Source organism: Chryseobacterium sp. Mn2064 (assembly GCF_049319685.1).
Taxonomy (GTDB): domain Bacteria; phylum Bacteroidota; class Bacteroidia; order Flavobacteriales; family Weeksellaceae; genus Chryseobacterium.
This window is the reverse complement of sequence record NZ_JBMOUE010000003.1, coordinates 176,641-200,910: the sequence shown is the minus strand read 5'-3', so window position 1 is coordinate 200,910 and position 24,270 is coordinate 176,641. Positions and strand designations below refer to the sequence as shown.

20 protein-coding genes are annotated in these 24,270 nt (G+C 35.6%); 19 read left to right on the top strand and 1 reads right to left on the bottom strand.

Going from position 1 to position 24,270, the window contains the following annotated elements; translation table 11 throughout:
- Positions 1–42: 42 nt before the first annotated feature.
- The 5 genes from ACL9RH_RS13470 to ACL9RH_RS13450 all read left to right on the top strand — a co-directional run bounded on the left by ACL9RH_RS13470 (position 43) and on the right by ACL9RH_RS13450 (position 3,629).
- Positions 43–447 (top strand): hypothetical protein, encoded by a 405-nt coding sequence (locus ACL9RH_RS13470; RefSeq protein ID WP_422693887.1) that lies wholly within the window; start codon positions 43–45, stop codon positions 445–447.
- A gap of 153 nt (positions 448–600) precedes the next feature.
- Positions 601–1,047, top strand: a complete 447-nt coding sequence (locus ACL9RH_RS13465) for a 6-pyruvoyl trahydropterin synthase family protein (protein ID WP_422693886.1) — start codon at positions 601–603, stop codon at positions 1,045–1,047.
- A 21-nt stretch (positions 1,048–1,068) separates the two neighbouring features.
- Positions 1,069–1,839, top strand: a complete 771-nt coding sequence (locus ACL9RH_RS13460; RefSeq protein ID WP_422693885.1) for a UDP-2,3-diacylglucosamine diphosphatase — start codon at positions 1,069–1,071, stop codon at positions 1,837–1,839.
- Between the two features lie 192 nt (positions 1,840–2,031).
- Positions 2,032–3,024, top strand: a complete 993-nt coding sequence (locus tag ACL9RH_RS13455) for an acyl transferase (RefSeq protein WP_422693884.1) — start codon at positions 2,032–2,034, stop codon at positions 3,022–3,024.
- 59 nt (positions 3,025–3,083) lie between these two features.
- Positions 3,084–3,629: a hypothetical protein gene (locus ACL9RH_RS13450; protein ID WP_422693883.1), complete on the top strand. Its 546-nt coding sequence runs from the start codon at positions 3,084–3,086 to the stop codon at positions 3,627–3,629.
- Positions 3,630–3,688: 59 nt separating this feature from the next.
- Here ACL9RH_RS13450 and aqpZ read toward each other — a convergent pair whose 3' ends face one another.
- On the bottom strand, positions 3,689–4,405 hold the full coding sequence (gene aqpZ, locus ACL9RH_RS13445) for an aquaporin Z (protein ID WP_422694198.1): 717 nt from the start codon (positions 4,403–4,405) through the stop codon (positions 3,689–3,691).
- A gap of 218 nt (positions 4,406–4,623) precedes the next feature.
- Between aqpZ and ACL9RH_RS13440 the strand changes: the two genes are divergently transcribed.
- The 14 genes from ACL9RH_RS13440 (at position 4,624) to ACL9RH_RS13375 (ending at position 24,233) form a co-directional block, all read left to right on the top strand.
- Positions 4,624–5,244 carry a DUF5715 family protein gene (locus tag ACL9RH_RS13440; protein WP_422693882.1) on the top strand — a complete coding sequence of 207 codons (621 nt, stop codon included), beginning with the start codon at positions 4,624–4,626 and terminating at the stop codon, positions 5,242–5,244.
- 64 nt (positions 5,245–5,308) lie between these two features.
- On the top strand, positions 5,309–6,088 hold the full coding sequence (locus ACL9RH_RS13435) for a hypothetical protein (protein ID WP_422693881.1): 780 nt from the start codon (positions 5,309–5,311) through the stop codon (positions 6,086–6,088).
- 15 nt (positions 6,089–6,103) lie between these two features.
- Complete coding sequence (locus ACL9RH_RS13430; protein WP_422693880.1) at positions 6,104–6,727, top strand: hypothetical protein; 624 nt, start codon at positions 6,104–6,106, stop codon at positions 6,725–6,727.
- 17 nt (positions 6,728–6,744) lie between these two features.
- A complete protein-coding gene (locus ACL9RH_RS13425) occupies positions 6,745–7,509 on the top strand; it encodes a sensor histidine kinase (RefSeq protein WP_422693879.1) in 765 nt (254 codons plus the stop codon).
- Positions 7,478–8,155 carry a response regulator gene (locus tag ACL9RH_RS13420; RefSeq protein WP_422693878.1) on the top strand — a complete coding sequence of 226 codons (678 nt, stop codon included), beginning with the start codon at positions 7,478–7,480 and terminating at the stop codon, positions 8,153–8,155. Before ACL9RH_RS13425 ends, ACL9RH_RS13420 begins: the two co-directional genes overlap by 32 nt.
- A 151-nt stretch (positions 8,156–8,306) precedes the next feature.
- Positions 8,307–9,659, top strand: a complete 1,353-nt coding sequence (locus tag ACL9RH_RS13415; RefSeq protein ID WP_422693877.1) for a phospholipase effector Tle1 domain-containing protein — start codon at positions 8,307–8,309, stop codon at positions 9,657–9,659.
- A gap of 219 nt (positions 9,660–9,878) precedes the next feature.
- On the top strand, positions 9,879–11,810 hold the full coding sequence (locus tag ACL9RH_RS13410; protein ID WP_422693876.1) for an ABC-F family ATP-binding cassette domain-containing protein: 1,932 nt from the start codon (positions 9,879–9,881) through the stop codon (positions 11,808–11,810).
- Between the two features lie 147 nt (positions 11,811–11,957).
- Positions 11,958–12,314 carry a hypothetical protein gene (locus ACL9RH_RS13405; RefSeq protein WP_422693875.1) on the top strand — a complete coding sequence of 119 codons (357 nt, stop codon included), beginning with the start codon at positions 11,958–11,960 and terminating at the stop codon, positions 12,312–12,314.
- A gap of 263 nt (positions 12,315–12,577) precedes the next feature.
- Positions 12,578–14,971 (top strand): TonB-dependent receptor, encoded by a 2,394-nt coding sequence (locus tag ACL9RH_RS13400; RefSeq protein WP_422693874.1) that lies wholly within the window; start codon positions 12,578–12,580, stop codon positions 14,969–14,971.
- A gap of 18 nt (positions 14,972–14,989) precedes the next feature.
- Positions 14,990–15,574 carry a hypothetical protein gene (locus tag ACL9RH_RS13395; protein WP_422693873.1) on the top strand — a complete coding sequence of 195 codons (585 nt, stop codon included), beginning with the start codon at positions 14,990–14,992 and terminating at the stop codon, positions 15,572–15,574.
- Between the two features lie 326 nt (positions 15,575–15,900).
- A complete protein-coding gene (locus ACL9RH_RS13390; protein WP_422693872.1) occupies positions 15,901–17,235 on the top strand; it encodes a trigger factor in 1,335 nt (444 codons plus the stop codon).
- 150 nt (positions 17,236–17,385) lie between these two features.
- A complete protein-coding gene (locus ACL9RH_RS13385; RefSeq protein WP_422693871.1) occupies positions 17,386–18,072 on the top strand; it encodes a hypothetical protein in 687 nt (228 codons plus the stop codon).
- 152 nt (positions 18,073–18,224) lie between these two features.
- Positions 18,225–21,089: a M16 family metallopeptidase gene (locus ACL9RH_RS13380; RefSeq protein WP_422693870.1), complete on the top strand. Its 2,865-nt coding sequence runs from the start codon at positions 18,225–18,227 to the stop codon at positions 21,087–21,089.
- A 309-nt stretch (positions 21,090–21,398) separates the two neighbouring features.
- On the top strand, positions 21,399–24,233 hold the full coding sequence (locus ACL9RH_RS13375) for a M16 family metallopeptidase (RefSeq protein WP_422693869.1): 2,835 nt from the start codon (positions 21,399–21,401) through the stop codon (positions 24,231–24,233).
- The last annotated feature ends 37 nt before the right edge of the window (positions 24,234–24,270 follow it).

The window sequence follows — 24,270 nt, the reverse complement described above, 5'->3', positions numbered from 1 at the left end:
ACGAATGCCGAAAACTATTATAGATTGGCAAACTACAAAAAAATGAAAAAGAAATTAAGGAAGATCATTATTGATGAACAGGAATATGTATACTGCATCAAAATTCAGTACCACTCTGGAACAGATACCAGTACTTTGAGATTGAAAGTTTTTCTAAACGGGTATAAAAAAACACCTTTGATCATTGATTTTCTTACTCTTAATAATTATTATGTAGGACAGCCTCTGAAATTTGGGATAATTCTAAAGAATAAAATGACAAATTCTGAAGAAGTTGTGAATCTTAATGAACCCGGATACATAAAACGACTTATTGTACACGGACAAAAAAGTGCCTGGACAGGAATTAAAACCTTTGAAATACAAAACGGGCTTACCTATCTGGAAGAGTTGGGCTTTGAAACCGATGATCTGAAAATACCCAATTACTCCCAAAAATTCAGCTAACTTTTAAGAGCATTTTCTTTCTTGCGCTTTTTATCTTAACTTTGAACTTTAATTTTACGGTTTTTCATTGATTGCATATTTGTTTTAAATCTTAATCCTAGATTTTATTAACAGAATAATGTATATCAATACCTTAAAGCTTATTCATTGAGTATGATACGTATTACAAAAATTTTTACATTCGAAACTGCTCACGTGTTGTATAACTACGACGGGAAGTGTAAAAATATGCATGGACATTCCTATAAACTGTTTGTAACAGTGAAAGGAAAACCGATTAATGATATTGAAAACCCTAAAAATGGGATGGTAGTTGATTTCGGAGATATCAAAAGTATCGTAAAATCTGAAATCGTAGACGTTTGGGACCATGCGGTTCTCGTTAACGCTTTGTCTCCACACAAAGAGCTTGGGGATGATCTGGAGCAGAAAGGCCATAAAGTGATCTACTGCAGCTTCCAGCCAACCTGCGAAAATATGCTCTATGCCATTGCTTCCAAAATAAAATCAAGACTTCCCGAAGGTATTTCTTTAGCATATCTGAAACTCCACGAGACAGAAAACTCTTATGGAGAATGGTTTGCAGAAGACAATCAATAATTATCCAACAAAACTCAGAAGGTGTTAAAAACAACAATCAATTTAGAACCTGGGAAAAAAGTATATTTTGCTTCAGATCAGCATTTTGGTGCGCCTACACCAGGCGAAAGCAAGGTGCGTGAAGAAAAATTTATACGTTGGATGGATGAGATCAAAGAAGATGCTCAGGTTGTGTTTTTAATGGGAGATCTTTTTGATTTCTGGCATGAATGGAAGCACGTTGTTCCCAAAGGATATGTGCGTGTTCTTGGTAAAATTGCAGAACTGAAAGACAGGGGAATTCAAATCTATTTCTTTGTGGGTAATCACGATCTCTGGATGAAAGATTATCTTGAAGAAGAAATTGGATGTACCGTTTTTTATAAGAAACAATATTTTGAAATGGGAGGCAAACAATTTTTGTTAGCCCATGGTGACGGATTGGGCCCTGGTGATAAAGGCTATAAAAGAATGAAAAAGCTTTTTACCAATCCAATAGCACAATGGTTTTTTAAATGGCTTCACCCTGATATCGCTATGAAGATCGCATTATATCTTTCCCAAAAGAATAAAATGATCTCAGGTGAAGAAGACAAAGCATTTCTTGGAGAAGATAAAGAATTCCTTATTATTTATTCCAAAGAAAAGCTGAAAACGCAGCAGATCGACTATTTTATTTACGGTCACAGGCATCTTCCTATGGTATTGGATCTGGAAAAAAATGCAAAATATATCAATCTGGGAGACTGGATTTCTTATTACACCTACGGGGTTTTTGAAAAAGATTTTGAACTCAAAACTTTTGAGAAATAAAACAAAAAAATTACCCCTAAAAAGAGGTAACCTTCGAATGGACGGAAAATCCATTCTTGTTTTTAATCCATATTCCGGGTAAAAGATTGCAAGAAGTTTACCAAAGTATCGCCTTTATATTAAAAAAATATTAAATAAGTTGACCTTATCTATATAATTGCTTTATAATGAGGCAATATAAGATTGAAAAATATGGAACTGAAGAATATATTCAACATACAGACCGAAGAAGATTTCCTGAATGCCTCATTGAAAACATTTCGTTATCAATATGAAAATGTTGAAATATACAGGAAGTTTGTCGATTTTTTGAAAGTCAATCCTGAAGAGGTGGATCAGTTGGACAGAATTCCTTTTTTGCCCATAGAAATGTTCAAAAATCATCAGATTCTTGACAAAAATGTCACCACGGATCTTTTCTTTCAGAGTTCAGGAACGACTCAAATGAATCTTTCCAAGCACTTCATTGCGGATTCTGATTTATACGAAGAAAGTATTTATAAAAGTTTTGAACAGTTTATAGGAAAGCCTGAAGATTTTGTCTTTCTGGGATTGCTGCCAAGTTATCTTGAAAAGCAGAATTCATCCCTGATTTATATGGTAGATTATCTGATGAAAAAATCCAATAAATCGGAGAATGGATATTTCTTGTATAATCATTCCGAGCTTTTTGATCTTTTGAACCAATTAAAGGATAAAAAAGTAATTCTTTTTGGGGTTTCCTTCGCTCTTTTGGACTTTTTAGATTACTGTCATTCCGTACGAAGCGAAGAGTCTTTAGGCATTCTGGACAATTTAATAGTCATTGAGACAGGTGGAATGAAAGGCAGAAAAGAAGAAATGACGAAAGATGAGCTTCTTGCTATTCTGCAGAATGGTTTTAAAACAGACAAGATTTATTCAGAATATTCTATGACCGAATTGTTGTCTCAGGCTTATTCTCTTGGCAACAATGAGTATGAATGCCCGAACTGGATGAGAATTAAGGTAAGAAATGTGGAAGATCCGCTGACGTATGAAAAAGAGGGGAGAACGGGGGCAATCAATATTATCGATCTTGCCAATACTCATTCCTGTTCTTTTATTGCCACTCAGGATTTAGGAAAAATAACAGGAAAAAGATTTCAGGTTCTGGGAAGAATTGATCATTCTGATATTAGAGGATGTAGCCTTTTGGTAAGTTAAAAGTAAATCGTAAGATACTGAAAATTCAATCCTCATCAATTTTTTATGATTAAAGAACAATGCTCAAAATAGAAGAACTCGTTCATGCATACATCCATTCTCATTGCGATTTCGAAAAAGAGATTGTACTGACGAATTATTTTCAGGCTGACTGGGAAGCTGATATTCTGACCATTGATGCTGAAGGTTTCAGTCATGAAATTGAAATTAAACTTTCAAAAAGTGATTTTAAAAACGATTTCAAAAAATCATATATCAATAAAGATACCGGTGAAAAGTTTCTGAAACATGATAAAATCTCCTGTGGAGATTATGTGTGTAATGCTTTTAGTTTTCTGCTGCCTATGGGAATGGTAGAAGCGGCAATTATTCCGGAACATTGTGGTATTATTGAATTTTACCATAATGCAGACACCTGGGAAACCGAGTTCTATCTCATCCGAAAACCCAGAAAACTTCACGAAGATCTTTATTGGAAACTGAATGATAAAGATCTTTTTATCAGAAAAATGGCTGTGAACTTGCTTCAGCGTAAAATGGAAATCAAGGGCAAACAGGAAGAACTTATTTTCAAGAATCCTTTCGATATTAAAAAGATAAAATAAAAAATAGAGCATAAAAAAACCTGTCAGCCGACAGGTTTTTGTGTATTGAAGAGGGAAAATTAATCTGTTATTTCTGCTGTATCTCTCTGGAGTAAGAATTTGTAGATTAGTCCACCAACTATTCCACCCAAGATAGGAGCTACCCAGAACAGCCAAAGCTGAGACATGGCAAGTCCGCCAGCAAATACTGCCTGAGAAAGAGATCTCGCAGGATTCACGGAAGTATTGGTGATAGGAATAGAGATTAAATGGATCAAAGTAAGGGCAAGACCAATTGCAATACCTGCAAACTTACCGTTCGCCCATTTATCTGTTGCTCCCATAATCACAATCAGGAAAAAAGCAGTTAACAGGAACTCAGCAAGAAATGCGGCACCCATACTGAATGCTTTTCCGTTGTAAACGGCTTCTCCATAAAAGTTGGTTGCAAAATCCCCCGGTTTTGAGAAATCCACAGCGCCCGCACCATTAAGAATGGTATACAGGCATCCTGCTGCAACAATAGCTCCCAGGCATTGTGCTACAACATAGGGGATAAGATCCTTTGCAGGAAATCTTCCTCCAGCCAGAAGCCCGAAAGAAACCGCCGGATTGAAGTGTCCTCCTGAGATGTGCCCCACAGCATACGCCATCGTGAGAACAGTAAGACCAAAGGCTAAAGCAACCCCTAAAAGTCCGATACCAATGTTAGGTACTCCGGCTGCGAAAACAGCACTTCCGCACCCACCGAAAACAAGCCAAAATGTGCCGAAAAATTCAGCAAAAAGTTTTTTTATCATGTTGTTTATTTTAAAAATGTATCTCAAATGTAAAATTTATATCTTAAAGTAAAAAGATAATTTTTAAAAAATATTTCAAGAATATGGGAACAAAAAATCATAAATTCAACAATTTGGTTTAATGTTTGTTTGGCATTTAATCAGATGATATTATGGACAGTACTGAAAATAATATAAACGATTTATCTTTCGTTGGAAATTTAAAAGGATGGTTAATGAAAAAGTTTCTTTGTGTGGTCTTCGTACCTTTTTTTTATAGTTTACATTATTCGCAAACGGCAAAAAAGACTTTTCCGTGCTATGATCTTACGACTGTTTTGAAGGTAGAGCCTACGGTACTTTATAAGCCTCATCTTGATGCTTCCAAAAGTTTTGGCGTACAGTTGCTGAAAGATTCCAAAATGGTACAGAAGTACATCAACAACGGAAAATTTCATAAAATAAAAAAGTCAGGAAAAGGATATCAGGTGCAAAGATTGGATTACAGCAGAGCATACATGGTTTCAAAAGCAAAAGCTACATTGGAAAAGATAGGCTCTAAATTCAGTAAGGATACCAAAGGAGGTACGTTCACCGTTTCATCCATCACAAGAACACTTGAGGATCAATGCAGATTGAGAAGAGTGAATTCTAATGCTTCATTAGGGATAAGTTCTCACAACTATGGTAACTCTTTCGATATTTCGTATATAAGATTCAATAACGTCCTCAAGTATAATCCTAAAATGGAAATCGCATTGGAAAAAGTGTTAAAGCACTATGCAGATGCCGGAAGAATATATTATATAAAAGAAAAACAACAGAGCTGTTATCATATTACAGTGAAAAATTATTAATAAAATTCCACTTGCATAGGATGATTAGTTTGTCTAATTTTATGGCTCTAAAAACCATGTATATATGACAACATTAAACATGCAAACATCAATGCTTTCTTATGAGGATTGCAAAATCGCAATGGGGAAATGGGCAGACTGCCGTTCTTCTTTTTTCGACATTCAGAAAAAACTTCCTACCAACTATATTTTTAATTTATCCAGAGAGCAGCTTGACTGGATGAGAAATGTAGGGGGAAAATCACAGGTATTCTGTGCAGGTGTTGGTCTGTTTGAAGATAAAGTAACTCTTATCCTATATCCTTTGGATGACTCCGGGAAAAGAATAGAATCTAAAGAATATCCGTGTACGTCTCTTTCTGAGCTTACCATGGATATAAAACTTCAGGAAATTCAGGAATACACCGTTGTTAAAAATGCCGTTCTTTCTAAAGGTCTTTTGCCGGTAGAAAGAAATTCAGATATGGCTTTCCCTATTTCAGACAAGCCTATTCTTGAGCAGGATACTGCATTGGATGCCATCGAAAAATGGAGACTTGAAGGGATGGACTGGTTCTACAGAGAATGCAACATCGATAAAGGAGCAGGAATTTTCAGAAAATTCTATGTTTCTACGGAAGATCTTTGTCTTTCTGATGACAGCTTAGAAGGTATTACGTGTTCTTTCGGGTTAAAATATAACGACATTTACGAAAAACTTCTTGTTACACTGATCTTTATCTCTTTCCGCGAGAACCTTCAGAATTCTGGCCGTGCAGAGACTATTTCAAATACATACGACTGGGCAAAACCATGTCCTCCTATCTGTCGTCTTCCAGATGATGGAGTAGGTTGTGAATTTTAAACGACATACAAAGGAATGGCTGATCTTTATAAAGCAATTTTATTCCTAAACTACGGACTGCTTCTATCAGTTATATTGTTGGGAGCAGCTAAGTACCGCATACTTAACTCTAAAGAAAAGCGATATTTTCATTGTATTGCTTTTCTTTTTTTTATAGAACTGATTAACTTCGTTTTACCTTATGTTTTAAGGCTAAATGATACTTCTTTTCTATATCCTTTCTATATCGCAGGAGAATTTTTTCTGCTAACAAGTTTATTCATAAGAAAATTAAACTGGCCATCTTATATTCAGGTGATTTCAGCAGTACTCGCTGCAGGATTCATGATCATGAAGTATGGTTTTAACTGGCCGGAAAATGCTGATCTTGCAAAAGGAATTTCGAATATTATAATTATTTGCCTTTCAGGATATACCCTTATCAGAGAGATCAAAAATGCTTCTACTCAGGAACGTTTTCTGTGGGTGGATGCCAGTATCTTTTTTTATTACTCCGTTTCAGTATTCATTTTTATCCTTCAGCATCAGATCGCCAATCTGTCGGAGAACGATTATTATACGATTTTCAGTGCCAATAATATACTTTCAAGTATTTTATACTGTTCATTTTTATACACATTTATCAGATTAAAGAAGTAACATTAAATATTAACCTGTTGATTCTCATAATTGTTACCCTAGCAATTATAGTATCTTTTATTCTTCTTGCTTACAGAGCTTTTATAACCAGAATTATCAAAGAAAAAAGCGTACAGCATGAGGCGGAAGTACTGCATCAGAAAAAACTGGTGCTGGAAAATATTAAAGCTCAGGAAGAAGAAAGAAAAAGAATTGCCGTAATGATTCATGATGATATCGGAAACAGGCTTAATATCCTTTCTCTGTGGCTCAATAATCTCGATACCAAAGGAGATGAGCTGATTAAAACAAATATTTATAGTCAGATGTCTTCCCTGATAGACGCTGCCAGAAGTATTTCGCATTCATTATATCCTGTTAATCTGGAATCTGTAGGGTTGGTGTTGTATGTGGAAGAATTGATTACCAATCTTTCTCATAAAATTAATATTTCCTTACAGGTAATGCCCGGATATATACAGAAAGATCTTTTTGTAGAAGTACAGCTCTACAGAATTATTCAGGAATTTACCACCAATGTTATCAAGCATTCTACAGCAACAGATCTTTGGATCTATATCAAAGATTATCCTGAAAATATGGCTGTGATCATTTCAGACAATGGAGAAGGATTTGATTATGAACAGGTAAAAAAAGGAATGGGAATCAAAAATATTGAATCCCGTATCAAATCAATGAATGCCTCCCACAAATGGAAAAAAACTTTTTTAAATAAAGGAAGTCGTTTAATTATTAAAATTCCAAAAAATAATGAGCTCCCAAATCAAAATAGCCCTGATTGATGATGAACAGCTGATCCTGGAAGGGGTAAAAATGCTGCTGTCCAATGAAAAGAATATCTCGGTATGTCTTACCTCTGACAATGGACCCGATTTTATAGAAAGCCTGGGAACACTTCCAGAAAATGAATTTCCTGATCTGGCTCTTGTAGATGTACAGATGAAACCTATGAATGGCTTTGAGCTGGTAGAAATTCTTAAAGAAAAATATCCAGATCTTAAAATTATCATCCTCTCTTCCCATTACAAAACCTCTATTCTCGGATATATGGTGAAATTGGGAGTTTCCGCGTTTCTTCCAAAGAACTCAAACAAAAAAACATTTATTGATGCCATAACGATGGTGGATAAAAACGGAGTGTTCTTTACAGCAGAAGACCATCAGATGCTCTTTAGCTATATGAATAGTACTGCTAAGAAAAATTCACTTTTTGAAACGGAAGATGAGCTGTCCGAAAGAGAAAAAGATGTAGTGAAGCTGATCTGTCAGGAATTTACCAACAATGAAATTGGTGAAAAACTCTTCATCAGCCCAAGAACGGTAGAAAGCCACAGACAGCGTATTCTTGAAAAAATAGGCGCTAAAAATACGGTAGGAATAGTCATTTATGCTATTATTCATAACATACATTCATTAGAAAAAATTTGATATCATTCCGTAGAAATACGGAATTTTTTATTTGGTATTTTTCACTCTAGCTTAAATTGTTTTTCTTCTGTTATTTTGAAATGTCTCTTACCGAGATGTGAGATGGAAAAAATAGAATGCAGATAACGTCTGCCATAAAACAAATAAAAGCATGAATGACAACAGAGTGATTTCCGTCGGAATTTTCTTTGATGGTACAGGAAATAATGGCGTAAATGCCCTTTCCGCGGAAAAACCGTTGAATAATAATGAAAGTTATTTTGGAACATTAACCAACATTTATAAATTATACAGCTTATTCAATGGAAATAAAAAAATATACATAGAAGGAATAGGAACGGCAATAGGATGTGAAGACAGTAATTTTGCGATGGCGACCTGTGCCAATCCACCTTATGGAACAGGATATTCTTCTGATGACAAGCTTCAGAAAGCAGATTGTTTTGTGGAGGAAATGATGAGTGAAGAAAATAAAGAATATCACTTCTATATCTATGGATTTGGAAGAGGCGGAATGTTAGCCAGGACATTTTGCAACCAACTCCTTTCGTATTACGCCCTGAAAAACTGCAAAATAAAGTTTTTGGGAGCCTTTGATACGGTGGAATCCAAACCTTTTAATAAATATAATTTAAACCTTCATCATCAGATAGAAAATGCATTTCATATCTGTGCGGTGAACGAATCGAGGTTTTTCTTTCCGCTTACAGGTTTCTTTGAAGATTCGAAAATGATGAGAGATCAGAAAGTTGGAGACTATTCATATTCCTGGAAAGAGATTTTCGTACCCGGGGCCCATGCAGACATAGGAGGAGGCTATCTGGAAGGTCCACAGTCGGTATATATATCGACAGATTTTGTGAATATTGATGATTTAAGAGATTACGTGTCCGACATCAGAAATGCAAAAACCAATACCGAAGGAACTGAAATATGGAATGCATTACTTGCCGGATATCAGATAGAAAAAGGAGAAAATCTTTCGCAGGCTTATGTAAGCCGGGATATTGTTTACAACGATCTTTCAAAAGTATATGGCAAGCTGATGATGGCAGAAACGAACAGAATATCCTGTGTTTTTGATTCATCGGATGATGCTTATTTTAAAATAAATTATAACAAACATTTCTTTCTGGAAGGTTTTAGTAAAGAGCTGAATGAATACGCAAAAGACATATCAGCTCCTATGAAACCGCTCTATAATTTCGGCAGGCTAAATGATTATATCCATATTTCAGCCAGTTTTGGATTATATAGCGGAGATTTTGACAGCAGATCCGAACATGAGATTAATGCAGAACTGATTAACAATGGATTGAATGTTTCCAGCAGTACGACTGTAAAACAGGATGGGCAGGCAAGATTATCTGTGGAACTTCATCTTCCTGAAGATAGCTTTGTTGCAGATTTCCTTTACGGAACCAGTGTTCCGAATAATGATATCTGGATTCGTACCATTTTGAAGAGCCCGGCACCAGCGCGGGTCAATGAAATTAACGATTAGTGTTAGTACTTCTCAGTTTTAAATTTAGGTTAGAGGCTGTCTCAAAGGTGAGATGGCCTTTTTATTGGGCTCTTGAGATAATCATTTTCAGTAACGGTTTTACTGGCGCTTAAAACAGCTTTCTTTTGGTAGTTTTTTAATTTCTACAGTATTCATTTCTTTTTCCGTATTTTTGCACCCGAAAATTCATTACTCATTATTAAACAATCAATTTAAAAAATGCTTTCGGTTCAAGGTTTAGGATTACACCATTCGGGAAATTATTTATTTCAAAACGTCAATTTCACCATTAAAAAGGATGATAAAGTAGGTCTCGTAGGAAAAAATGGAGCGGGGAAATCCACTTTATTAAAAATGCTTTCCGGGGAAATTAATTTCTACGAAGGAGACGTTGTGACAGAAGGAAGTGTTACAATCGGTTTCCTGAAGCAGGATCTTGATTTTGTAAAAGGAAGAACTGTTTGGAACGAAACAATGCAGGCCTTTGAGCAGATCAATGCATGGAAAAATGAATTGGAGGAAGTTAATCATCAGATGGCTACAAGAACCGACTACGAAAGCGATTCTTATATTGATCTGATCAATAAAATGACTGAACTGAATGACCTTTTGATGAACCATGACGCCTACAATCTTGAAGGTGATATGGAGAAAGTATTATTTGGTTTAGGATTTAAAGCCGATGATTTCCAAAAAATTACCGATGAATTTTCAGGAGGATGGAGAATGAGAATCGAGTTGGCCAAACTGCTTCTTCAGAAGAATGACATTATGCTTCTCGATGAGCCTACCAACCACCTTGATATGGAATCTATCATCTGGCTGGAAAACTTCTTGAAAGACTATCCGGGAGCAATCGTCCTGGTAAGTCACGATAAGCAGTTTATGACAGCCGTTTGTAACCGTACTTTTGATATCAATAATAGAAAAGTTGACGATTATAAGGCCAATTATACCAAATATTTGATCATGCGTGAAGATCGCCGTGAAAAACTGATTCAGGCTAAGAAAAATCAGGATGCGGAGATCAAACAGATGGAAGATAATATCAACAAATTCCGTGCTAGTGCTACCAAAGCATCTTTCGCACAGTCGTTGATCAAAAAATTAGACAAAATAGAGCGTATTGAAGTCGATAACGAAGACGTTTCAAAATTCAATATCCGTTTCGTTCAGTCTATGGTTCCAGGAAAAGTGATTTTCGAAGCTGAGAACCTAGGTAAAGCATATGGTCAGAAACAGATTTTTGATGATGTAGACTTTATCGTTCAGAGAGGAGACAGAATTGCTCTATTAGGTCAGAACGGACAAGGGAAAACGACACTTGCCAAAATTCTTGCCGGAGATATTAAAGACTATTCAGGATCTTGGAATCTTGGTCATAATGTTAATATCGGATATTTTGCCCAAAATCAGGAAGAAGTTTTAACACCGAATAAAACCGTTCTTGAAGAAGCTGAAGATGCTGCAACAGAAGAGACAAGACCAAGAGTAAGAGATTTGTTAGGATCTTTCCTTTTCCAGGGAGAAGCCGTTTCCAAAAAGACAAAAGTGCTTTCCGGAGGAGAAAGAAACCGTCTGGCGCTTTGTAAACTGTTACTTCGTCCTTTCAACACCCTGATCATGGACGAACCTACCAACCACTTGGATATCCAGTCTAAAGAGATCATCAAGCTGGCATTGCAGAACTTTGAAGGAACTTTAATTGTAATTTCTCACGACAGAGAATTCCTACAGGGGCTTTGTGATAAGATCTATGAATTCCGTGATGGAAAAATGAAAGAATTCCTTGGTGATATCAACGAATATCTTGAGTACAGACAAAAGGAAACGATTAGAGAGATTTCTGCTGAGAAAGCTAAACTTCACAGTGAAGAAGTAAAACCGGAACCTAAAAAGGCAGAAGAAAAACCGGTTGTAACTACAAGTCAGGCTTCCAATATTGTAAGTAAAGAACAGAAGAATATTCAGAATAAAATTAAAAAAGTAGAAGAAAGAATTTCTGAACTTGAAGCGAAAGTAGAGGAAATGGAAACCTCTTTTGCTAAAGAAAACCCTTCTGATGAAACACTTGAAAAGTATAATAAGACAAAAGAAGACCTGGATTCGGCTCTGCAGGAGTGGGAATATCTAGGAACTCAACTTGACTAAACAAATAATATAAAAGCTTCATAATCCAGAAATTATGAAGCTTTTTTGTAACAAAAAATAATTCATTTCAACTTATTGTTTATAATAATAAAAGTAATTTAATAAAACTTTAAGGAAACAATTAAATTATTTTCATAATTTTGACCCATGATTTTTAAAGAAAGCAGAAATTTAAAAAGTTTTATCTCCAAGCTGTTGTTTGGGATATACTTTCTTGCGCTGCTTTCTCAAAGCTTTCACCATCATGATTCTGTAGACCTTTTTAAAGGCTTTAACCTTAAGAAAACAGAAAATACGATGACGAAAGCTGCTACTAAAGAGAAAGCTGGCGACTGTCTGGCCTGCCACTTTTTGGTAACCGGACACACCTTAGCTCCTGAGGATTTCAGCTTTACTTTTGAACACTACACTCAGGAAGTAAAGCAGATCATTACGATCCAGGAGAAAATCTGGTCTCAGACCAAATTCACGTTTCAACTTCGGGGCCCCCCGACCATTGCATAATCAATAGATTCTTATTGGGTTTACCATATTGTGCTTTAAAGCTCAATATTGGATGTTTAACGTTTAAAGTTGTTGGAAGATAAGATGTAGATGTATCTGTAATCGGCTATTCTGCCCATAAAATAGATATCCATTGCTTCTCAACCCTAAACTTTGACCTTTTATCATTTGTGCATTTTACTGTGTACAATAAAACGGACCCATTCTACAATTTTTAACGAAAAATGTACCTTTTGAAAGGGTACGCAATCAATCTATATACAATGAAATTGATATATTGCCTGATGCTGATCTTTTGTGGATCAGTGTTTACAAGTGCACAAAAAAATTATACTGTACAGGGAACCGTTCAGGATTTTCATGATAAGACAGCGTTGGAAAATGCGGTGATTAAAATTGGAACCTTTACAACCAAAACAGATAAGAAAGGTAAATTTTCTTTTGATAAAATTCCTGCAGGAAAGTATACACTCATTGCCCAACATCCTGATTGCAATGATTATACTGAAAATATAGGAGTTGACCAGGATGTTCATGTGGTAATTACCCTAGAGCATCATATCAAGGATATTGAAACTGTTACTGTTCACGGAAGCCATAAGAATAATGGAAGTATGGTTGTAAAAGTCATTGATAAATCGATGATTTCAAGAAATACTACCGAAAACTTAGGAAACCTGTTAACAAATATATCGGGAGTTAACGCTCTTAAGACAGGAAACAATATCACAAAACCAATCATTCATGGCCTTTACGGAAGTAGAGTTTCCATTTTGAATGATGGGGTAAAATTAGCAGAACAGGAATGGGGAGTAGAACACGCACCCAACGTTGATGTCAATAATTTTGAACATATTGATGTCGTTAAAGGCGCATCAGCCTTAAAATATGGTGCTGGAGCCGTTGGAGGAGTTGTTGTTTTAGAACCTCAGGTTTTGCCTAAAAAAGATACCATTATGGGAAGCATTTCCCTTTCCGGAATATCTAATGGAAGAGGAGCTAGCCTTAATGTGAAGGCTGCAAAAACATGGGAAAATGGCTGGGCAGTTAAAACAAACGGAAGCTATAAAAAGCTTGGTGATCTCGAATCTCCAACTTATGGATTAATGAACACAGGAGTTGAAAGCTCTGGCTTTAACTTTGGGGTTCAGAAGATGACTTTTGAAAAAGGCTTTTCCTTTGATTATTATCTGACGAAAAGTTCAGTAGGGATTCTTAGAAGTTCTCATGTGGGAAATTCTGAAGATCTGCTTGCTGCTCTTACAGCACCGGAACCAATTTATCAAAGAAGTTTCAGTTATGATATCGATAATCCTAAACAGGAAATTGAACATCATATTGCTAAATTTTCTGCCTATAAAAGGTTTGAAAACTTTGGAAAGATCACGGCTACATATAGTTTTCAGTATAATCACAGAAAAGAATATGATATCAGACGTACGGATGAACTCAGTAAGAAGCCAGCATTGGATCTCGAGCTGATAACGAACGACCTGAATGTGAATCACCTGATAGAGAGAGGAAAATGGAATCTCGAAACCGGTATCAACGCAGGGTATCAGAATAACTATTCCAATACTCAGACGGAGGCAAGACGCCTTGTTCCTAACTATGACAGATATTACGGGGGAATTTATTCCGTATTAAAATATAAAATAGACCCTAAATTGGAACTTGAAGTAGGAGGAAGATACGACTTTGATCATTATGATGTGACAAAATGGTATGATTTGAGCGACTGGAATAAAACCTATGCAGCAGATTATTCAAATTTTGCAGTAAGGATAAACCAAAACAGAATTCTTACAAGACCTTCTCTAAGTTATAATAATATTTCGGCAAACGCAGGTATTGTTTATCATCCATCAGCTTATTTTGATCTGAAATTCAACTATGCCAGAGTTTCAAGATCTCCGAATATAGCAGAGCTTTTTGCAGATGGACTTCATCACTCAGCAGCTATTATTGAAAGAGGAGATATGAGAATAAAGAGTGAAACTGGAAATCAGTTTAATCTAGTGGCTGATGTAAAAGCAAATGTTTTGAAAGGATTGAATGTTTCCGTAAACCCGTATTTTTTCTATACCCAGAATTTTATCAATCAGATTCCTACAGGATATCAGAATACACAATGGGGTGGAGCTTTCATAATCTATAGCTATCAACAGATTAATGCAAAAATGTATGGATTGGATCTGGATGTTCAGCTTAAGATTACTGATAATCTGTCATATAAAGGAAGCGGATCCTATGTTTATGGGCAGGATCTTACCAATAATGTACCTCTTATTTTAATGATGCCTCCTAATTTTAATAATTCTTTGGAATTCAATAAAAAAGAATGGAAGAATTTTTATTTTTCAGTAAGTAATAATACTTATTTGAAGCAAACGAGATTTCCAATCTATAATGTTCCGATCAGATTATTCGATTCAGAAGGGAATGCTTACAATAAAGACGTAGATATTTCTACCCCTCCAAACGGATATTCGCTTTGGAACCTTCAGACAGGGGTGAATCTGTCTAAAAACTTCGGAATTGATTTTTCAGTTCGAAATGTATTTAACACGTCTTACAGAGATTATCTGAACAGACTGCGTTTCTTTTCCAACGAAATGGGAAGAAACTTTATTTTAACTCTTAAGTATCAATTTTAATTATTTAAAATCAAAAAAATGAAAAATATTTTTAAAAATACAACTCTTATTTTAGGACTTTTTTTAGCAACTTCTTTAAGCTTAACTTCTTGTCACAGAAGTGATGATGAATCAGATGACCTTCCTCAAGAGGAACTTTCAGATGTTTTGTTGAAAGTAACAGATCAGGCAACCGGAACTCCTGTTGTATATGATTATCAGGTGAATAGTACGACTAATCCAAATGTTAAACTGGTGAATGGGCATACCTATGATGTAGAAGTTATTTTCAAAAATGGAAATGAAAATGCTACCCAGGAAATCAGAGATGCAAAAGATGAGCACTTTTTGGTATATAACTTTCCCAATTCTGATATCACATTAACACGTACTGATGATCCATCTTCTACAAGAAAAGATGGGGCTCATGTAGGATTGAAGACGAGATGGGTTGTTAATACTGCGGTAAAAAATACTGCAGCAACAAGTCAGTTAGTTCTTACACTTTTCCACCAGCCGGTAACGGTATCTGAAGCATCTGCAGTAAGTGGAAACGGAGTTGTGTATGGAACACACACCGGAGGAGAAACAGATGCACAGGCAAACTATAATATTATAAACTAATATATTCTTTAATCTTGTTTGGGGCCACCGGAATTTTCCGGTGGTTTTTTTGTAGACCTACTATATAAAAGGATAGAATTAGAAAATCTTTTTAAAAACCTTTATTAAGGTAACGCTATTTTTATAGCTGATGAACATATATTTTGAAATTGTAGATAGTGTATTGATCATGAAATGATGTTTTTCAAGCACGATTCTTATCCTTATATCCATGAGTTTAAATTATATCCTAGTCTTTTTAACAATATTTGGCTTTATAAGTTGATTTTAAATGGGTGATTTTCATAAAAAATTCATATTTTTGCAACCTAAAATTTTAATCAATAATGAAGGTTACCGCACAAAACCATGATGATGTAAGTGCATTGCTTACAGTAACATTGGAAAAATCTGACTATAAAGAAAAAGTAGAGAAGCAATTGATTAATTATGCTAAAAATGCGCAAGTTCCTGGATTCAGAAAAGGGAAAGTGCCTTTGAGTATGGTTAAAAAACAATATGAAGCAGGTATTGCTTTTGAAGAAATCAACAGACAGGTTTCTGATGCTTTGAACAACTACGTTAACGAAAACAAACTAAGATTAGTTGGTCAGCCTGTTCCTCAGCCAGTAAATGAATTAGATTACAATGCTGATCAGTTAGAAGTTGCTTTTGAAGTAGGATATGAGCCTGCATTCACTATAGATTTAACTACATATGAAGCGCCTCACTACAAAGTAGAAGCTTCTGATAAAGAAATCGGAAAGAGCATTGAAAACATGCAGAAGCGTTTCGCTGAGCAGGTTCCTCAAGATAAAATCACTAAAGATTCTTACATCGCTTTAGAAGTTTCTCAAGTGGTAGAAGAAGATGCTGAAGGAGAGCACCACCACCACTCGAAAAATGTTACCGTGACAGCTGAAAACAAAGAAGCTTTCAAATTGGTAAAAGGGTTAAAAATGGATGGGTCTGTAAAAGTAACGAAAGAAACTCTTGCAGGTGACGAAGAATTGGCAAAAGAATTAGGATTCAGTGCTGCTGAAGTAGAGCACCTACACCACAATGAAGTGGAAGTAAAAGTAAAAGACTTCTATTCATTAAACTTAGCTGAACTTAACCAGGAGTTATTCGACAAAGTATACGGAGAAGGAAACATTAAGTCTGAAGAAGAACTTAAAGAAAAAGTAAAAGCTGAATTAGACGAGTACTTCCAACAAAATGCTGATGTTCACTTTGTAAACAAAGTATTAGAGCAAGTAACGGAGAAAGAAGAGGTAAAACTTCCTGAATCATTCCTTGTAAAATGGTTATTATTCTCTAACCAGAACATCCAGTCTGAAGAGCAGGCTAAAGAAATCCTTGAAGCTGAGAAAAGCCAGTTGAGATACCAGATCATCGAAGGTAAATTGATGACTGATAACGAAATCAACCTTGACTATGCTGATGTATTGGCACAGGCTGAGCAGTTGGTGAAAAACCAATTGGCGATCTACGGTATCCACCACTTAGGAGATGAGGAGATCCAAAAATATGCTGTTGAAATGTTAAAAGATCAGGAGCAAGTAAGACAGATCTCTTCTGAAGTTGCTATGGCTAAACTAAAAGATGTAATTCTTGAAAAAGCTAGCAAAAAAGAAACTAAAATTTCTCACGACGAATTTTTAGAAGAACTTAAGAAATAATTATATACCGATATAAATATTTGAAAACCGTCAGTTTTTGACGGTTTTTTTATTTTTTATAAACCAGACATTCATCAATTATTATCTATCGATGAATAACGATATATTTCCGTCAATATTCCTATATTTACCACTTAAAATTTATTACATATGAAAAAGATCATCATTCCGTTTTTCTGTGCTGTTTTATTCTCAGTTCCTGCGGTAGCTCAGAAAAAAGAAGCTGTATCTGCAAAAAAAGAAGCTGTAGCATCAAAAGAAACGCCAAAAGATATTCTTGATAATTATTTCAAAGCATCCGGTGGAAAAGAGAAATTGGAGAGCGTAAAGTCTATCATTACCGATAATACAGTAGTTGTACAGGGAATGGAGATTAAAATGACTACCAAAAAACTGGGGAATAAGTTCAAATCTGTACAGTCTCTTATGGGCAAAGAAATGATCCAGCTTTTTGATGGTGAAAAAGGATATTTTGACCAAATGGGAAATAAAACAGATATTCCTGCAGATAAAATTGCTGAGCTTAAAAAAGGAAAACCTCTTGACGCTTTAGCTTTCGATCCTTCCAACTTTCAAACGGTTACAGTAGAAAAAATTGACGGTAAAGATTATAACGTTTTGACTTCCGACAAAGGAAAGTTCTATTTTGATAAGTCAACAGGACTTTTATATAAAACTGCAGCGGCAGAAGGAAGTGCTACTATTAAAAGTTATATGACTGTTGACGGAATTCAGTTCCCGGCAGAAGTAGATGCAGAAGGTGCAGGGCAGAAAATGAATATTAAAACGACAAAAATTGTTATCAATTCTGGCGTTACTGATGCAGATTTTAAATAAGAATCATTCTTTTATGATAAAAAAACCGGGATTTTCCCGGTTTTTTGATATATAAACAATTTTAACTCAAATTTAACTCAAAATCATCGTCTTAACATTTCTGTACATAGTGAATAATTGATACTTTTAATGCGTAAATAAAATCAAATACCATGAGAAAAGTATTATCTTCATTTGCGGTCATCTTTTTGATGTCCTCAAACGCCTTTGGGCAAAATATTCCTGTAGATCAATCCGTTAGAATCGGAACACTGTCCAACGGGATGAAATATTACATTAAAAAAAACACATTACCTGAAAAAAAAGTCGATTTCCGTCTGGCTATCAATGCCGGATCTATTCTTGAAGATGAAAATCAAAGAGGATTAGCCCATTTCATGGAACACATGAACTTCAATGGAACTAAAAATTTCCCTGACAATAAACTCGTAGACTTTTTACAATCCATCGGTGTAAAATTCGGTCAGCACCTTAATGCCTACACAAGCTTTGATGAAACGGTGTATATGCTTCCTGTACCTTTAGACAAACCCGGAAATCTTGATGCAGGATTGAAAGTAATGGAAGACTGGGCGTTCAACGCTACCCTTTCCGATGAGCAGATCAACAAAGAAAGAGGAGTAGTTCTTGAAGAGTTGAGACTTGGTTTGGGAGCAGATAAAAGGATGGCGGATAAATATTTACCGAAGCTTTTATACAAATCTCAATATGCAGAAAGACTTCCGATCGGGAAAAAAGATGTCCTTGAAAACTTTAAACCGGATGTGATCAGAAAATTCCATCAGGATTGGTACAGACCGGATCTTATGGCTATTGTAGTTGTAGGAGACATCAATGTAGATGATGTTGAAAAGAAGATTAAAGAAAACTTCAGTAAATATAAAAACCCGGCAAAACCTAGAGAAAGAAAATCATTTGACCTACCTAATCATAAAGAAACTTTAGTAGCCATCGAAACAGATCCGGATGCTACCAGCTCCATGGTACAGTTTATCATGAAAGATGCTGATGCCTATAAGCCGGATGTTACTATTGAACAATACAATCAGAGCCTTGTAGAGAATATTTCTACAACGATGCTTAATAACAGACTTCGTGAATTGATCAATTCTACTAACCCTCCTTTCACTTTTGGATCGGTGTATCATGGTGGAACATATGCGAGAAGCAAAGAAGCATTTCAGGGATTTGCCATGGTGAAAGAAGGAAATCAGCTGAATGGTTTAAAGGTGATGCTTGAAGAAGTAGAAAGAGCAAAGAGATTTGGGTTTACTCAATCTGAACTGGACAGAGCAAAATCTCAGGTGCTTTCCAACCTTGAAAAATCTTACAACAACAGAGATAAGACAGAAAGCAATATGCTGGTGGATGAATATGTAAGAAACTTCCTGGAGCAGGAACCTATGCCTGGAATTGCCTGGGAATATGAAGATACAAAATCATTCCTTCCAAGTGTTACTCTTGCACAAACCAACGAGGTGATCAAGAAAATGGTGAAGGATGACAGTCGTGTTATCGTAATTACAGGTCCTAAGAAAGAAGGGGTAACAATGCCAACAGAAGCAATGGTTCTGAATACTTTTGACGCTGTAAAGATGGCAGATCTTAAACCTTATGAAGAAAAAGCCACGATTAAAAACTTGGTAAAGCCTTTCAAATCTGAAGGTAAAATTGCTAAAACAGAGACTGATGCAAAATTAGGAACAACCACCTGGACGTTGAGCAACGGCGCAAAAGTGACTTTCAAAAAAACAGATTTTAAAGATGATGAAATCGTGTTTACTGCAAGAAGCTTAGGGGGAAATTCTATTATTCCAGATGCTGACTATAATAAAACTCAGTTTGCCTTCAATGCTTTAACGGAAGCTGGAGTAGGAGGATTTTCTAAAGCCGATCTTACCAATTATCTTGCAGGAAAACAGGCTAGTGTAAACCCTATGATTACTTCTCTTTTTGAAGGCGTTTCAGGGAAAACCACTCAGAAAGATTTAGGAACAGCTTTGGAACTTATGTATTCCTATTTTACAAGTTTAAATTATAACCCGGCATCATTCAACGCTTTCAAAGAAAAACAATCAGCGATGCTGAATAACCTCTTGTCAAATCCACAGGCATACTTCTCTAATGAACATGCAAAATTCATGAATCAGAAAAATCCTAGATTTATCGGATTGTTCCCAATGGAAAAAGACTGGGCGAATACAGACTACAAAAAGGCGTACGATATTTATAAAGAGAAATTTGCTAATGCAGGGAACTTTCAGTTCTATTTCGTAGGAAATATTGATGAAGCTAAATTTAAAGATGAAGTACTTCAATACATCGCAAGTTTACCATCATCAGGAAAAGCAGCAATGTTCAAAGATACAGGATACAGATCTATGACCGGAGATTATGCGAAAGTATACAAGAAAGGAAAAGATCCTAAGAGTATGGTTTCTATTACTTACAGTGGTGAAGCTCCTTACAATGAAAAAGAAGCATTGGCATTGTCTGCTCTGGGAGAAGTAGCAACCATCAAAGTCATTGAAAAGCTGAGAGAGGATGAAAGCGGTATCTATGGAGGAGGAGCAAGAGGAGGAATGAATAAAATACCTTACAGTACGTATAACTTCAGTATCAGCTTCCCATGCGGACCGGAAAATGTGGATAAGCTTACAAAAAGCGCAATTAACGAACTTCAGAAACTTGTAGAGAAAGGTCCAGAGCAAAAAGACCTTGACAAATACAAAGAAGGAGAATATAATGATAATAAAACCGAACTGAAAGATAATATGTTCTGGATGAATGCTCTTGCCAAAAATCAATTGGACGGAAGCGATAAATACGAGATTCTGAATTATCAGGATAAAGTAAAAGCACTTACTGTAAAAGATCTTCAGGATGTTGCTAAAAAATACCTGACAAAAGGAAGAATTGTAGCTACCCTGATGCCGGAAGACGGTTGGGAAAATGCCAAAAAAGATGAAACTAAAAAAGTAGAAACAGCAGCTGTAAAAGTAGGAGCAGGAAATTAATTCACTTTTTTACTGATATCAAAAACCGCAGAGTAATCTGCGGTTTTTTTAGTAAACAAATGTTAAAAAAGTATAAAAAGAGAGAAATAGCCTCTATTTTTTAGAGGAATCAAGAAAAAAAATAATCTGGTATTCATTTCTGTGGAGTGATTTATGAATGTTTTTAACTGGGTGATATAGATTGTTGAAATAAAATTAACTCTTTATATTCTTTTTGTAATGCATGTCTCTTTTTAACAAGGATTTAACCAAATGATAGATATTCACTGTTTTTGATAATCTATACTTTTGCATGGTTAAAATCAATACATGAAAAAAATATTATCCTCATTTTCGATGATCTTTTTGATATCTATGAATGCCTTTGGGCAGAATATTCCTTTGGATCCCTCCGTAAGAATCGGAACCCTTTCCAACGGAATGAAATATTACATTAAAAAAAACACACTCCCTGAAAAAAAAGTAGATTTACGTTTGGTAATCAATGTCGGATCTATTCTTGAAGATGACAATCAAAGAGGTTTAGCCCATTTTATGGAACACATGAACTTCAACGGAACCAAAAATTTCCCAAATAATAAATTGGTAGATTTTTTACAATCTATCGGAGTGAAATTTGGACAGCATCTTAACGCGGCAACCAGCTTTGATGAAACCATTTATATGCTGCCTGTACCATTAGATAAACCCGGAAACCTGGATGCTGGGCTGAAGGTCATAGAAGACTGGGCATTTAATGCCACACTTTCTGATGAGCAGATCAATAAAGAAAGAGGAGTAGTTTTGGAAGAACTTAGATTAGGGCTTGGACCGGATAAGAGAATGCAAGATAAATATTTGCCGAAGCTTTTGTATAAATCTCAATATGCAGAAAGGCTTCCGATTGGAAAAAAAGACATTCTGGAGAACTTTAAACCGGATCTTCTCCGAAAATTTCACCATGATTGGTACAGACCGGATCTGATGGCAGTTGTTGTGGTAGGAGATATCAATGTGAATGAAATTGAGAAAAAGATCAGAGATAACTTCAGTAAGTATAAGAACCCTTCAAATCCTAAAGAAAGAAAATCCTTTGATCTTCCCAATCATAAAGAAACGCTTGTAGCTATTGAAACAGATGCAGATGCTACAAATTCTACCGTACAGTTTATCATTAAAGATTCTGAGGCTTACCAACCGGATGTAACCGTTCAGCAGTATGATCAAAGTCTTACGGAAGGTCTTGTGAATATGATGCTGAATAATAGATTGGAAGAGCTTGTTAATTCTACCAATCCTCCCTTTACTTATGGTTCGGTATATCATGGAGGAACTTATGCAAGAAGTAAGGAAGCTTTTCAGGGGGCAGCGGTTACCAAAGACGGAGATCAGCTCAATGCCCTGAAGATCCTTTTGGAAGAAGTAGAAAGAGCAAAAAGATTTGGTTTTACCCAATCCGAATTGGACAGAGCTAAAGATCAAATGCTTTCATCTTATGAATGGGCCTACAATAACAGAGATAAGACTCAAAGTGGTGATCTGAGCAATGAATATATCAGTAATTTTCTGAAAAAAGATCCAATTCCTGGAATTACCTGGGGATATGAGCACATTAAAAAAGTTCTTCCAACCTTCACTTTAAAGCAAACCAATGAAGTTATTACAAAGTTTGTAAAAGATGACAGCAGAGTAATTGTGATTACAGGCCCTCAGAAAGATACGATTAAAATGCCAACAGAAGCAACGGTTCTGACTACATTTGATGCTGTGAAATTAGCTGATCTTAAACCTTATGAAGAAAAAGCTAAAGCAGAAAATTTAATACAACCTTTCAAATCCGAAGGCAAAATTATTACAACAGAAGCTGATTCCAAATTAGGAACAACTACATGGACTTTGAGTAATGGTGCAAAAGTAACCTTCAAAAAAACAGATTTTAAAGATGATGAAATTATTTTTTCAGCAATAAGTCTGGGAGGAGTTTCACTCATTTCAGATACTGATTATAACCAGACTAAATTTGCTTTGGATGCTTTGCTGGAAGCTGGATTAGCCGGGCTTTCCAAGACAGATCTTGCCCGTTACCTTGCCATAAAACAAACCAGCGTTGGGTCTTATGTCGGAGATCTTACAGAAGGCATTTCCGGGACAAGTTCCAAAAAGGATTTAAAAACAGCTATGGAACTTATCTATGCTTGTTTTACAGCCTTAAATTACGATCCAGACTCATTCAATGCATATAGAACCAAGAAATCTGCCGTGTTAGCAAATGTTGATTCAGATCCACAGTATTATTTTTCGAACGAGTATTCAAAATTTATCAATCAGAAAAATCCGAGATTTACGAATCTTGAACCTACCGAAAAAGACTGGGGAAATACGGATTATAAAAAAGCATATGATCTCTACAAGCAGAAATTTGCAAATGCAGGCAATTTCCACTTCTATTTTGTAGGAAACATAGATGAAGAACAGCTTAAAACTGAAGTACTACAGTATATTGCAGCACTTCCTACAACAGGTAAGTCAGTAACTTTTAAAGACACAGGGTACAGAGCTATGACCGGTGAATATACAAAGATGTATAAAAAAGGAAAAGAGCCGAAGAGTCTTGTAACCATTTCTTATAACGGAGAAGCTCCCTACAACGAGAAAGAAGCGATGGCACTTTCAGCGCTGGGAGAAGTGGCAACGATTAAAGTTCTTGAAAAATTGAGAGAAGAAGAAAGTGGCATTTATGGCGGTGACGCCAGTGGAGTGTTGAGTAAAATTCCATATGGTGCGTACGATTTTACTGTTAATTTCCCTTGTGGCCCTGAAAATGTGGATAAGCTTACGAAAAGTGCAATCGCAGAATTACAAAAATTTATAGATAAAGGGCCAGAGCAAAAAGACCTTGATAAATACAAAGAAGGAGAGTACAACGAATATAATACAGGCCTTAAAGATAATGGATTCTGGTTACAGTGGATTTCTAAAAATCAGTTAGACGGAAGTGATAAATATGACATTTTGAATTACCCGGATAAAGTAAAAGCACTTACCGTAAAGGATCTTCAGGATGTTGCTAAAAAATACCTTACAAAAGAAAGGAAAATAGCGATTTTAATGCCTGAGGACGGCTGGCAAAAGGCTAAAAAAGAAGAGGGCAAAAAGAAGAAGTAACTACTGTAAAAGTTGGGAAAGGAAATTAACTCACTTT